This window comes from Gemmata obscuriglobus (assembly GCF_008065095.1).
Classification (GTDB): Bacteria; Planctomycetota; Planctomycetia; order Gemmatales; family Gemmataceae; genus Gemmata; species Gemmata obscuriglobus.
Genome location: NZ_CP042911.1, coordinates 5,588,916 through 5,602,990, shown reverse-complemented (window position 1 = coordinate 5,602,990; position 14,075 = coordinate 5,588,916). Strand labels below are relative to the sequence as shown.

Genomic DNA, 14,075 nt, shown 5'->3' with positions numbered 1-14,075 from the left:
CGCGGTGCGTGCGCGGTGCTTTCGCACATCGATTACACGGCACCCGATTTGCTCCCCGGTCAGTTCTCGACACGGGGAGAATCGCGCGCGCATGGAACGGTCATTATCGAGCAAACGACACGACCCCTCTCCTCAAGTACCGACTCCTGAACCGTTTCGCGGCGACCTGTTCGGCCCGGACCGCCTCGCGGACCTGGCCCGCTCGCTCGCCGCGGGGCCGGCGCATGTGAACCCGGGTTCACATGCGCTGCTGGCCCGGCTTCGCGACAACGCCGCGGTGCTCCGCGCCGCGCGGGACGCCGCGGCCGAGGCCGCCCGCGCCGAGCCGCTCATGCCGGACGCGGAGTGGCTGCTCGACAACTTCTTTGTCATTGAGGACGTGCTCCGCGAGGTGCGCACCGACCTCCCGCGCGGGTACGCCGACGAACTGCCCGTGGCCGCGGACGGGCCGCACCGCGGGCACCCACGGGTCTACGCGCTCGCGGTCGAACTGGTCACCCACACCGACAGCCACCTCGACGACGGCCAGCTCCTCCGGTTCGTTCGCGCGTACCAGGAGGTCGCTCCGCTCACCACCGGCGAACTGTGGGCGGTGCCGATCATGCTCCGGCTCGCGCTGATCGAGAACCTGCGCCGGCTCGCCGACCAGATGCTCCGCACCCGCACCGAGCGGGCGCGGGCGCTCGAATGGGTCGGCCGGACCGAGACCGGGGCCAACCGGCCGCTCCCGGAAGGCAGTTCCGATGCGTTCCTGGTCGGCTGGCACCAGGCCGTGCGCGACCTCAGCGAAACGAACCCGGGAATCTCGGACGTGCCCGGCGACCTGAGCGAGGTGCTGCGCCGCGAGCACCGGCGGCAGGCGGCGAACCAGGTCTCGGTCGGGAACTGTGTCACCAGCCTGCGCCTGCTGAACGCGATCGACTGGGGGCAGTTCTTCGAGCACGCGAGTCTGGTCGAGGAGGCGCTCCGCGCCGAGCCGACGGGCGTGTACCGGCACCAGGACGCGGCCACCCGCGACCGCTACCGCCAGGCCGTGGAGCAACTCGCCAAGGCGGCCCGGCGCGACGAGGCGGACGTCGCCCGGCACGCGCTCGCCCGGGCCGCGCAGGGCGCCTCCCCGCGCGAGCGGCACCTCGGATACCACCTCGTTGCGGAGGGGCGGGGCGCGTTCGCCCGCGCGCTGGGGTGCCGGTTCAAGTTCCGCGACCGGTGGCGCGCGCTCCTGACGGACCGCCCGAATCTGACGTATTTCGGCGGGCTGACGCTGATAACGGTGTCGCTGGTCGCTCTCGCCGTCGGGCTCACGGCTCTCGTCACGTCGTCGGTGTGGCTGCTCGTGCTGGTCGGGCTCGCGGTCCTGCTTCCCGCGAGCGAGGTCGCGGTTGCGGTGGTGAACGCGGCGGTGTGCCGGGTGCTCCCGCCGCGGGTGCTGCCGAAGCTCGATTTCAATTCCGGCGTGCCGGCCGAGTGGCGCACCATCGTCGTCATCCCGGGGATGCTGACGAAACCGGAAAGCGCGGCGGCGCTCTGCGAGCGGCTGGAGCTTCACTACCTGGCGAACCCGGACCCGCAGTTCCGGTTCGCGCTGCTCACCGACTGGGCCGACGCCCCCACGGAAACGACGCCGAACGACGCCGCGCTGGTCAAAGTCGCGGCCGACGGGATTCGGAAGCTGAACGAGCGGCACGCCCGCGGCAAGGCCGACGTCTTCTTCCTCTTTCACCGCAAGCGCCAGCTCAACGTGTCCGAAGGCGCGTGGATGGGGTGGGAGCGCAAGCGCGGGAAGCTCGACGAGTTCAACCGCCTGTTGAAGGGGGACACGAGCACCAGTTACACGGTTCAGACCGGCGACGCGGCGGCGATTGAGGCCCGGTTCGTCCTCACACTGGACGCGGACACGGTGCTGCCGCGCGACGCCGCCCGGCGGCTCGTTGCGACGCTGGCGCACCCGCTCAACCGCCCCGTGCTGTCCGCCGACGGGCGCCGGGTGGTCGCGGGGTACGGGATCTTGCAACCGCGGGTCAGCTTCCTCTACAAGACCGGCCTGCGGTCGCTGTTCGCCCGCATCTTTGCGGGCTCGGCGGGCATCGACCCGTACTCGAGCGCGTCGTCGGATGTGTACCAGGACCTGTTCGGGTGGGGCACGTTCACCGGGAAGGGGCTGTACGACCTGGAAGCGTTCCACGCGACCGCCGGACACGCGTTCCCGGAGAACAGCATCCTGAGCCACGACCTGATCGAGTCGAACTTCGCCCGGTGCGGGCTGGTCACGGACGTGGAGGTGTTCGACGACTTCCCCGCGAAGTACCACGCCTACGCGAAGCGCGAGCACCGGTGGGTGCGCGGCGACTGGCAACTGCTCCCGTGGCTCGGGCTCACCGTTCCGACCGCCGACGGGCGCAAACCAAACGTGCTTACGCTGCTGGGCCGCTGGAAGGTGCTCGACAACCTCCGGCGCAGCTTGATGCCGGCCGCGCTGGTGGCGCTCCTCGCGTTGGGTTGGACCGTGCTTCCCGGGGCGGCGTGGGCGTGGTCGCTCGTGGCGCTCGCGGTGCTCGCGGTGCCGCTGCTGCTCCAACTGGTTCTCCAGGGGCTCGATTTCGTATCGAGCCGGACGCCCGGGGCGGTGCTCCGCGGGGCGCGACAGAGCCTGCCCGCGACGTTCTGGCAAGTGGTGCTGGCCGCGGTGTTCCTGCCGAACCAAGCGGCGCTCGCGCTCGACGCCGTGGGGCGGACGCTGCGCCGGCTGCTCGTCACCCGGCGGCAGATGCTCGAGTGGGAAACGGCGGCGGCCGCCGAGGCGCGGCTCGGGAGCGGGCTGCGACAGTTCGTTCGGTCGATGTGGCAGGCGGTGGCGCTCGCGGTGGGACTTGCCGCGCTGGTCGCGTGGACGAGTCCCGGGGCGCTGTGGGCCGCGGGGCCGTGGCTGGTGGCGTGGGCGCTGTCGCCGGTGGTCGCGTGGCTGGTGAGTCGGCCGCTGAAGGACGCCGAGGCCCCGCTGGCGGCGGCGGATGAAGCGGAGTTGCGCCGCACCGGGCGTAAGACGTGGCGGTTCTTCGAGACGTTCGTCACCGCCGAGGACAACTGGCTCCCGCCCGACAATTACCAGGAGGACCCGCGCGGGGTGGTGGCGCACCGCACGTCCCCCACCAACAAGGGGTTGTTGCTCCTGTCGACGCTGTCCGCGCACGATCTCGGGTACGTAACGCTGACCGAACTCGCGACACGCGTGTCCAACACCTTCGACACGCTCGACCGGATGGACCGGTTCCGCGGCCACTTCCTGAACTGGTACGAAACCACCACGCTCCGCCCGCTCCCGCCGGACTACGTGTCCACTGTGGATAGCGGGAACCTGCTCGGCTGTTTGCTGGCGGTGAAGAACGGGCTGCGGGCAAAGGCCGATGAGGTGGTTCCGTCGCCGGCGGCCCCGCGCGGGCTGCTCGACACGCTGAACCTGGCGGCGGAAAACCTGCCCGCCGGCGCGGCCGACGCGTTGCGCACGCACCTGGCGACGGCGCCCGCTTCCTTGCTCGCGTGGGCCGACTGGCTGGAAGGGGCCGACAAGCTCGCCCGCTCGCTCTCGAACCTGCAAGGCGCGGGCGCGTGGGGGCCGGCACTGGTCGCGCAGATTCAGGCGCTCCGGGCCGAACTGGAGACGGTCTGCCCGTGGCTGCCGGTGCTCCGGGCACTGTCGCCCGGCGAACGGGGCGCGGCTCCACTCGGCGAACTCGACACCCCGCACAGCCCGCGGCACTGGGCGAAACGGCTACCCGCTTTGCGGGCCGAACTGGAGTCCCGTTCCGTTGCGGAGCCGCTGTCTGAATCTTTGGGGCGGTCACGCGCGGCCGATCTGGTCGCGCGGCTGGAGGAGGCCGCGGGGCGGGCCGAGCGGTTCGCGGACGCGATGGACTTCGGGTTCCTGTACAACGAGTCCCGGCACCTCTTCAGCATCGGTTACAACGTCCCGCTCGAGCGGCTCGATTCGGCGCACTACGACCTGCTCGCGTCGGAGGCCGCGCTCACGAGCTTCCTCGCGGTCGCGCGGGGTGTGGTGCCGCGGAAGCACTGGTTCCAGCTCGGCCGCCTGGTCACGACCGCCGGCGGCGCGCCGGGGCTGATCTCGTGGGGCGGGACCATGTTCGAGTACCTGATGCCGCGGCTGCTCCTCGCGCCGCCGCGGGGAACGATGCTCGACGTGGCGCACCACGCGACCGTCGCGCGCCACATCGAGTACGGGGTGGAGACCGGCACCCCGTGGGGGGTGTCGGAGTCCGGGTTCGCGGTCGTCAGCGCGGAGGGTGACTACCAGTACCAGTCGTTCGGCGTGCCCGGGATGGGGCTCAAGCGCGGGCTGGGGAAGGACCTGGTCGTCGCGCCCTACGCGACCCTTCTGGCGACGATGGTCGACGCCACCGCCGCGATCGGCAACTTCACGATGCTCCGCGGGGCGGGCGGGGAAGGGGAGTACGGGTTTTACGAGGCGATCGACTTCACCCGCGACCGGCTCAAGAAGGGCGAGCGGTGGCGGGTGGTGAAGTCGTACATGGCGCACCACCAGGGGATGGGCCTGTGCGCGATCACCAACCGCCTGCTGGGCGACGTTCACTGCCGCCGGCTCCACGCCGAACCGGCGGTGCGGGCGGTCGAACTGCTGCTCCAGGAGCGGGTGCCGCTCGACGCCCCCGAGGTGCGCGCCCCGGACACCGAGACGGAGGGAGCGACCCCGGCCACGGCCGCGTCCGAGGTGAGCCGCCGGCTCACGACGGCCGCCACCCCGGCGCCGCGGTGCCAGTTGCTCTCGAACGGGCAGTACACGGTTCTCGTGACGAACGCCGGGGGCGGGTTCAGCTCCCGGCGCGGGCTGGCGGTGAACAAGTGGCGCGCGGACCCGACCCGTGACCCGCACGGCTCGTTCGTGTACGTGCGCGACCCGGCGACGGGCGTGGAGTGGTCCGCCGGGCACCAGCCGCTGTGTACCCCGGCCGATTATTACGAGGTCATTTTCTCGGCGGACAAGGCCGAGCTGCGGCGCCGCGACGGGTTCATCGAAACGCAGACGGAAGTGGTCGTGGCCCCCGACCACGACGCCGAGGTGCGCCGGGTGACGCTCGTCAACCACGACACCCGGCCCCGCGCGCTCGAGGTCACCAGCCTTGTGGAGGTGGTGCTGAACGACCAGCGCGCCGACCTCGCGCACCCGGCGTTCGGGAAGCTGTTCCTCGAAACGGAATGGGTGCCGCAGTACGACGCCCTCATTTGTCGCCGGCGCCCGCGGGCGCCGAGCCAAAAGCCGGTATTTGCGGTTCATCTGGTGGCCGCCGACGAGCACGCGGGCCGCGCCACCGAGCACGAAACGGACCGCGCGAAGTTCCTCGGCCGGCGCCGCGGGCCGGGCGAGCCCGAGGCGCTGACGAAGCGGCTGTCGGGCACCGTGGGGTCAGTGCTCGACCCGGTGTTCGCGCTCCGCAAAACCGTTCGCATCCCCGCGGGCGGGCGGGCGACGCTGGCGTTCGTCACCGCGGTGGCCGACACCCGCGAGGCGGCCCTGGCGCTGGCGGACCACTACCACGCGCTGCCCGCCGCCGACCGCGCGTTCGATCTCGCCTGGGCGCACAGCCGGGTCGAACTGCGGCACCTGGGCATCACGGCCGCCGAGTCGCACGTGTTCCAGCGGCTCGCCGGGCACGTCCTGTTCCCGCCCGCCGCGCTGCGTTCGGCCGCGTCGCTGCGCGAGAACCGGCTCGGCCAGCCGGGGCTGTGGCGGTCCGGGATCTCGGGCGATGTGCCGATCGTCGCCGTGTGCGTGTCCGATGGGGACGGCATGCCCCTGGCGCGGCAGGCGCTCAAGGCGCACGCGTTCTGGCGCGGGCGCGGGTTCGTGGTGGATTTGGTGCTGCTCGCCGACCGCCCGGCGAGCTACCGCGAGGAGCTGTACCAGGACCTCGCCGCGCTGGCCCGCGCGAGCGACAGCCGCGACGTCATCGACCGCCCGGGCGGGGTGTTCGTTCGTAAGGTCCAGCCCGGCAGCGAGGACCGCACGCTGATCCTGGCCGCCGCGCGGGTGGTGCTGTACGGCGACCACGGCACCCTCGCGGACCAGATCGACGCCGTCGCGCGGGGCAGCAAGTTGCCCCCGGACCTGGTGCCCACACGCGCGGGCGAACCGAACGTGACCGAGTGCAACGCCGGAGAGGGCCTTCGCTTCTTCAACGGCACGGGCGGGTTCAGCCCCGACGGGCGCGAGTACGTCGTCACCGGCACGCCCCCGGCGCCGTGGATCAACGTGATCGCGAATTCGGTGGTGGGGTGCCTTGCGACCGACGCCGGGCCGGGAGCGACGTGGGCCGGTAACAGCCAGTCGAACCGCCTCACGCCGTGGGCGAACGACCCCGTCACCGATCCGCCGGTCGAGGTGGTTTACCTGCGCGACGAGGAGACCGGGCACTTCTGGAGCGTCACCCCGCGCCCGTGCGGCGGCCCGACCGAGACGCGCCACGGGCACGGGTACACGACCTACGCCGCCGACCGCGACGGGCTCTGTACCGAACTCACGCTGTTCGTGCCGGTCGCGGACCCGGTGAAGGTGTTGCGCCTCAAAGTCACCAACCGCGCCGGCCGCGCGCGCCGGCTGTCGGCCGCGCTGTTCGCGGACTGGGTGCTCGGGACCAACCGCGAACACACCGCGACGCACGTCGTTACCGAGGTCGATCCGAACTCCGGCACCCTCCTGGCTCGGTGCGCTTTTAACGAGGATTTCGGTTCGGCGGTCGCGTTCGCGGACGTGAGCCTGCGGCCCCGCACGCTGACCGGCGACCGGACCGAGTTCCTGGGCCGGAACCGCTCACCTGGGCACCCCGCGGCGCTGCGGCGCGTCGGCCTGAGCGACCTCGCCGGGCCGGCGCTCGACCCGTGCGCCGCCCTCCTGGGGCGGTTCGAGTTGGCCGCCGACGGCACGGCCGAAATCGTGTTCGTACTCGGTCAAGCCGTGGACGCGGCGACCGCGGCGAAATTTGCGACCGAGTACCGCGATCCGGTGCGGGCGGAGCAGGCGCTGCGCGAGGTGGTTGCCGCGTGGGAGCGCCGGCTTTCAACGGTGCGGGTGCGCACGCCCGAACCCGGGCTCGACGTGCTGGTGAACGGGTGGCTGCCGTATCAAGTGTTGGCGTGCCGGTTCTGGGGGCGAACCGCGCTGTACCAGTCCGGCGGCGCGTACGGGTTCCGCGACCAACTTCAGGACGCGATGGCACTGCTGTACGCCGAACCCGCCCAGGCGCGGGAGCAGATCCTGAGGGCCGCCGCGCACCAGTTCCCGGAAGGCGACGTGTTGCACTGGTGGCACCCGCCGACCGGGCGCGGCGTCCGCACCCGCTTCTCCGACGACTTCTTGTGGCTCCCGTACGCTGTGGCCCAGTACGTCGCGGTGACGAACGACACGACCGTCCTGAACGAGGAGGTGCCGTTCCTGCGCGGCCCCGCGCTCAAGGCCGAGGAGCAAGAAGAGTACTTCCAGCCGTCCGTGTCCGAGCAGACCGCGCCGATTTACGAGCACTGCCTGCGGGCGCTGGCGCACGGCTGGAAGCTCGGCCCGCACGGGCTCCCGCTTATGGGGTGCGGCGACTGGAACGACGGCATGAACCTGGTCGGCGCCGGCGGGACGGGCGAGAGCGTGTGGGTGGCGTGGTTCCAGATCCTCGTGCGGAAGCAGTTCGGCGAACTGGCCGCAGGGCACGGCGACCCCGACACGGCCCGGCGCCTCGCGGCGGAGGCCGAGCAGCTCCGGGGCGCGGTGGAGGAGCACGCCTGGGACGGCGACTGGTACTTGCGCGCCTGGTTCGACGACGGCACCCCGCTCGGGGCGCGCGCGAACGACGAGTGCCGCATCGACTCGCTCGGGCAGTCCTGGGCCGTGCTGTCCGGCGCGGGCGCCCCCGACCGCGCCCGGCGCGGGGTGAACGCCGCCCTGGGGCATCTGGTAGACCGTGACGCGCGGCTGGTGAAGCTGTTCGCGCCGCCGTTCGACCGCGGGACGCTCGAGCCCGGGTACATCAAGGGGTACGTTCCGGGCATCCGCGAGAACGGCGGGCAGTACACGCACGCGGCCATCTGGCTCGTTCAGGCGCTGGCCGGCCTCGGGCGGGGGACCGAAGCGGTTGCGCTGTGGAACATGCTGAACCCGCTCGCGCACGCCGCAACCCCTGAGGGTGTGGAGCTGTACAAGGTGGAGCCGTATGTGGTCGCGGCGGACGTGTACGGCGTGGCACCGCACGTCGGGCGCGGCGGGTGGACGTGGTACACCGGCTCTGCGTCTTGGCTCTACCGCGCCGCGCTGGAAACGATCCTCGGGTTCACCAAACGCGGCGACCGGCTCTCGTTCGATCCGCGCGTTCCGTCGGAGTGGGGTGAGTTTGAGATCGAGTACCGACACGGCGGGACGGTGTACCGGTGTCGTGTCGAAAACCCTGATCGGGTCGAATCCGGAGTTCGCGAAGTGTGGCTGAACGGCACGCAACTTCCCGAACTCGCGATCCTGCTGCGCGACGACGGCCGGGAACATGCCGTTCGTGTTGTCCTTGGGGCAAAAAGTGCCAATTGACTAGGCAATTGTGAATAGTTTGAAGGATCGTGCGTTCCTGGACTTGTTTGGCGCGCCATCTGCTTTATGCAGTGCGACCTCTCCGGTCACCTTAGTGAGGAACGCTGTGAACAACGCCAAACCGACTTCCGACCGTCAATCCCAAGCCGAGGTCGCCCGCGCAGAAGAGGAAACGCTGATCCTTGACTACCGGGCCGAACTGTCACCGTCGCAGATGGTCGAGCAGAAGTTGATGAACCGGCTCAAGGCGTCGCCGCTCATGGTGAGTCAGATCCAGCGCCGGCTCAAACCCGGCCCGCGCTAGGGCCGGGGCTCCGTTCCCCGTTCGACACCTCTCCGAACGTTGCTCTGATCACCGCTTCCGCACGGGGCGGTGATTTTTCTCGCGCCTCCGGGTACTGCCGCTCGGGGCGCGCACATCGAGGATCGCAATGGCTGGCAAACCGAACCCTGCCGTCGCCCGGTTCAGTACCGAGGTCCGGGAGCTGTTCGAGACCGCCCGCAAGACGTGGCGGATGTTATCGAAGTCACACCGGGCGGCGCTGCTCGGGGCGGTCGCGGTGATGGCCGTCGGGGGGATCGCCGCCACGGCGCTGCCGCTCCTCTCGGGGCGCCTTGTCGATCGGGTGGCACAGGGCGTCACGGGCGACGAGCCGAAGGCCGCGGTGCTCGAAGCGGTCGCCCTCCTTCTGGGCGCGATCGCGATCCTCGTGTTCCTGCGCGAACTGCTTCAGGTGCTGCGGCGCTTTCTGGTGGAAAACACCTGCACCCGGATCGAGCGGCACACGAGCGTGAAGGTGATTTCGCACCTGATGCAGGCGGACCTGTCGGGGCTGACGCACGAAAAGGTCGGCGCCCTGCACGGTAAAATCTTCCGGTCGGTCGGCGGGTTCATGCGCCTCTTGCGGCTCTCGTTCCTGGATTTCTTCCCGGCGGTCGTGGTGGGCGTGTTTGCGATCGGTACGGCGATCTGGAAGCAACCGTGGCTCGGGCTGGCGATGCTCGGCGTGATCCCGGTTTCGATGAGCCTCACCGTGTGGCAACTGATGTCGCAGAAGCGGGTCCGCCTGAAGCTGCTGCGGGTCAACGAGGAGATGGACGGCACGGTGGTGGAACTGCTCGGGGGCCTGGATTACGTGCGGGTGGCGAACGCGCACGCGCACGAGCTGCGGCGGGTCGCGAAGGCCGCCGAGCAGAAGCGGTCCAAGGAGCTGAGGCACCACGTAGCGATGTCGTTTTTCGGCGCGGGTAAGGCGATGGTGGAAGGGCTGTTCCACGTTGGGGTGCTGGCGCTCGCCGCGTACCTCGCGATCAACAAGCACATCAGCTTCGGCGACATCCTCACGTTCTCGATGCTCTACCTGAGCGCGATGGCCCCGCTGAACGAGATCCACCGCGTGCTGGACGAGGGGCACGAGGCGAGCCTGCGCGTGCTCGACTTGCAGGAGCTGATGTCGCTGCCGGTGGACGCCTCGTTCCGGACGCCGACGCACACCGAGCCGCGGCTGGACGACACGGTCGCGGTGGTGCGGGTCGAAAACCTGCGCGTCGATTACACGCTCTCGGACGGCCGCCCGGCGCCGGCGCTGCGCGGCATCGACCTCACTATTAGCCCCGGCGAGACGATCGGCGTGGCGGGCAAATCGGGGTGCGGGAAGTCGACGTGGCTGAAGGTGCTGATGCGGCTCCTTCACCCGCGCGAGGGGCGCGTGTCCCTGATGGGCGTCCCGCTCGAAGAGGTGTCGCGCGAGACCATCAGCCACCTGATCGGGTACGTCGGCCAGAACCCGTTCATCTTCAGCGGCACGATCGAGGAGAACATCACCTACGGGTGCCAGCGGTGCCTGCCGGAAGACATCGTGCGGGCCGCGAAGATGGCCTGCATCCACGACGAGATCGCGGCGATGCCCGACGGGTACAAGTCGGCCGTGGCGGAGCGCGGGGCGAACCTCTCGGGCGGGCAGCGGCAGCGGATCGCGCTGGCCCGCGTGTTCCTCCAGAACCCGCCGATCCTCGTCCTCGACGAGGCGACCAGCGCCCTGGACACGATTTCCGAGCGCCGGGTCCAACAGGCGATCGGCACCGCGACCCGCGACCGGACGGTGATTATGGTCGCACACCGGCTCAGCACGTTCGCGGACGCAGACCGCATCTTCGTGTTCGACGACGGCCAGCTCGTCGAAACCGGGGCCTACAACGAGCTGATCGCGCGGGACGGCATGTTCGCCGAACTGGTCCGCGCGGCGCAGTCGGGGAAGACGGAGATGCACTCACCGGTGCCCGCAGGGGCGTGATACCGCCGCGCCACCGACGGTTCATGCGGTCGGCGGCGCGCATCACAAAATCATCCACCGCGGCGGCGGAGGTGTAACGATCGTTATACCTCCGCCGCCGCGGTCGCCGGTTCCGGGTCGAACCAGCGGTACACCGCCGGGATCACGAACAGCGTCAGGAGCGTCGAAGTCACGAGTCCGCCGATCACCACCGTGGCGAGCGGCTTCTGCACCTCCGCCCCGGACCCGCTCGACAGTGCCATCGGGATGAACCCGAGCGTCGCGACCAGCGCGGTCATCAGCACCGGGCGCACGCGCATCATCGCCCCTTCAAAGGCTGCGCCCAGCGGGTCGGCGCCCGATTTGCGCAGCTCGACGACGTAGGTGACCAGCACCACCCCGTTCAGCACCGCGACGCCGAACAGCGCGATGAACCCGACCCCCGCCGAGATGGACAGGTCCATCCCGCGGAGCCACAGCGCGAACACCCCGCCCGACGCCGCCAGCGGCACGTTCAGGAAGATCAGCGCCGCGAGCTTCGTCGAGTTGAACGTGGAGTGGAGCAGCACGAAGATCATCAGCAGCGCGACGGGCACCGCCACCGACAGCCGCTTGGTGGCCTCTTGCAGGTTCTTGAACTGCCCGCCCCACGCGACCGAGTAGCCGGTCGGCAGCTTCACCTTCTCGTCCACGGTCTTTTGCGCGTCGGCGACGAACCCGGCGAGGTCGCGCCCGCGGACGTTGCACGACACGACCGCCCGGCGCCGGATGGCGTCGCGGCTGATCTGGCCCGGGCCGTCCTCGAACCGCAGCTCCGCGAGCTGTTCGAGCGGGATGGGGCGCCCCTTCGCGTCGGGCACGGTCACCTTCTTCAGGCGCCCCAGGTCCTCGCGCACGGCTTCCGGGAACCGCACCTGGAGGGGGAACCGGCGCTGGCCCTCGTACACCTCGCCCACGTCCTTGCCGCCGACCACGGCGACGGCGTCGAGGGCGGCCCGGGCGTTGATCCCGTGCCGCGCCAGCGCGTCGCGCTTGAGGATGACCCGCAGGTACGGCAGCCCGCCGGTTTGTTCCACCGCCACGTCGGCCGCCCCGGGCACCTTCCCGACCGCCGCCGCCACCTCTTCCGCGGTCGCGCGGAGCTGGTCGAGGTCGTCCCCGTACACGCTGATCCCCACATCGGCCTTAACCCCCGCGACCAGCTCCGCCACGCGCAGCTCGATGGGCTGCGAGAAGGCGTACACCTGACCCGGCACCTCGGCCTCGAGCTTCTCCTCCATCGCCTTAACCAGTTCCTCCTTGCTCGCGAACCGCCAGGTGCTGTTGGGCTTCAGCGTGACGATGACGTCCGTGAGGTTGATGGTCATCGGGTCGTTGGCGATCTCCGGGCGGCCGCTCTTGCTGACCACGGAATCGACCTCGGGCATCTCGCGCAGGCACTGCTCGAGGCGGGTGGTCATCTGCACCGACGTTTCGAGCGACGCGCTGGGGAGCCGGGTGGCCTGGATCGCGACGGACCCCTCGTCGAGCTTCGGGATGAACACCGCGCCCATGTGCTGAACGGTCCAGGCGCTCAGGAGGAACGTCGCGGCCGACGCCAGCACCACCGCCCGCGGGGCGCCGACGGCCAGGCCCAGGAGCGGGCGGTACACCGCCTTCGCGAGCCGCACCAGCAGCGGCTCGTGCTCGGACACGCTGCGGAGGAAGATCGCCGCCAGCACCGGCATGAGGAACAGCGCCAGCGCCAGCGAACTCAGCAGGGCGAAGATCACCGTCAGCGCCATGGGCTTGAACATCTTCCCCTCCACCCCGCGGAGCGAGAGGATCGGGAGGTACACCAGCAGGATGATGCCCACCCCGAACACGACCGGGCGGGCCACCTCGCGGCACGCGTCGCGGACCACCTCGAGCGGCGCGCGGTCGTCCCGGTGGTGGTGCCGGTGTTCCGCCACCCGGCGCACCACGTTCTCGATCAGCACCACGCTGCCGTCCACGATCAGCCCGAAGTCGATGGCGCCGAGGCTCATCAGGTTGCCCGACAGCCCGGCGTACCACATCCCCACGAACGCGCCGGCCATTGCCAGCGGCACCGCCAGCGCGACGATCAGCCCGGCCCGCAGGCTCCCGAGCAGCACCAGGAGCACCACGACGACCAGGACGCCGCCCTCGACCAGGTTGGTTTTGAGCGTGTGAACGGTGCGCTCGACCAGCTCCGTGCGGTCGTACACCACATCGATCTCGACGCCCTCCGGGAGCGTCTTCTTGATCTCCTCCATCTTTTCTTTGCTGCCGCGCACGACGGCCCGCGAGTTCTCGCCGGCGAGCAGCATCACGACGCCGACTACCGCCTCGCCGCGGCCGTCGCGGGTGGTCGCGCCCTGGCGCAGCACCGGGCCGAACTGCACGTCCGCCACCTGATGGACGTACACCGGGGTGCCGTCCCCGCGGGCATCAAGGACCACGTTCCGCACGTCGTCGAGCGAGCTGATGCGCCCCTCGGCGCGCACGATGCGCTGCTCCTGCGACTTGAGCAGCAGGTACCCGCCGCCCTCGTTGGCGTTGTTCTCATGAAGGGCGGTGAACAGCTTTTCGAGCGGGATGTTGAACGCGCGCAGCTTCTCGGGGTCGGGCCGCACCTCGTAGGCGCGGAGCTGCCCGCCGTTGGTGTTCACCTCGATCACCCCCGGCACGCCGCGGAGCTGTGGCGCGATCTGCCAGTCGAGTATTTCGCGGAGCTTCATGAGCGGGTGGCTGTAGCCCGGCTTGTTGCGCACCTCGAACTGGTAGATCTCGCCCAGCCCGGTGGCGATCGGGCCGGGCTTCGGCGCGGGCACCCCGGGCGGGATGCGCTCGCGGGCCTCCGCCAGCCGCTCGTTGACCTGCTGGCGCGCCCAGAAGATGTCGGTCCCCTCCTCGAACACCACCGTCACGACCGACAGCCCGAACTGCGACACCGAGCGGATCTCCTCCACCCGCGGGAGCCCGCTCATCGCGGCCTCCACCGGGATCGTGACGCCCTGCTCGACCTCCAGCGGCCCGAGCGCCGGGGCCGTGGTCATCACCTGCACCTGCACGTTGGTCACGTCCGGCACGGCGTCCACGGCCAGCCGGTCCGCGGCGTACAGGCCGGCGGCGAGCAGAAGGAGCGAGCCGAGGATGACCAGGAAACGGTTGCCGATGGCGAAGTCGATCACGCGCGCGAGCAT

Annotated in this window: 4 protein-coding genes; 3 read left to right on the top strand and 1 reads right to left on the bottom strand. The window is 70.4% G+C overall.

Features of this window, described 5'->3' with window-relative positions:
* The first annotated feature begins 91 nt into the window (after positions 1-91).
* The 3 genes from GobsT_RS23465 (at position 92) to GobsT_RS23455 (ending at position 10,890) form a co-directional block, all read left to right on the top strand.
* Positions 92-8,596, top strand: a complete 8,505-nt coding sequence (locus GobsT_RS23465; protein ID WP_010041290.1) for a GH36-type glycosyl hydrolase domain-containing protein — start codon at positions 92-94, stop codon at positions 8,594-8,596.
* A 106-nt stretch (positions 8,597-8,702) separates the two neighbouring features.
* Complete coding sequence (locus GobsT_RS23460; RefSeq protein ID WP_010041292.1) at positions 8,703-8,900, top strand: hypothetical protein; 198 nt, start codon at positions 8,703-8,705, stop codon at positions 8,898-8,900.
* Between the two features lie 127 nt (positions 8,901-9,027).
* Entirely contained in the window at positions 9,028-10,890 is a 1,863-nt protein-coding gene (locus GobsT_RS23455) for an ABC transporter ATP-binding protein (protein WP_010041294.1), read from the top strand.
* 83 nt (positions 10,891-10,973) lie between these two features.
* Here GobsT_RS23455 and GobsT_RS23450 read toward each other — a convergent pair whose 3' ends face one another.
* The gene (locus GobsT_RS23450) at positions 10,974-14,075 is read right to left on the bottom strand and encodes an efflux RND transporter permease subunit (RefSeq protein WP_010041296.1); all 3,102 of its coding nucleotides are present in this window, start codon (positions 14,073-14,075) and stop codon (positions 10,974-10,976) included.

What these genes read in the sequence shown, in the direction of transcription:
- GobsT_RS23465 (WP_010041290.1), top strand. Translation starts at nt 92, where the DNA reads ATGGAACGGTCATTATCGAGCAAACGACACGACCCCTCTCCTCAAGTA.
- GobsT_RS23450 (WP_010041296.1), bottom strand. Translation starts at nt 14,075, where the DNA reads ATGCTCGCGCGCGTGATCGACTTCGCCATCGGCAACCGTTTCCTGGTC.
- GobsT_RS23455 (WP_010041294.1), top strand. Translation starts at nt 9,028, where the DNA reads ATGGCTGGCAAACCGAACCCTGCCGTCGCCCGGTTCAGTACCGAGGTC.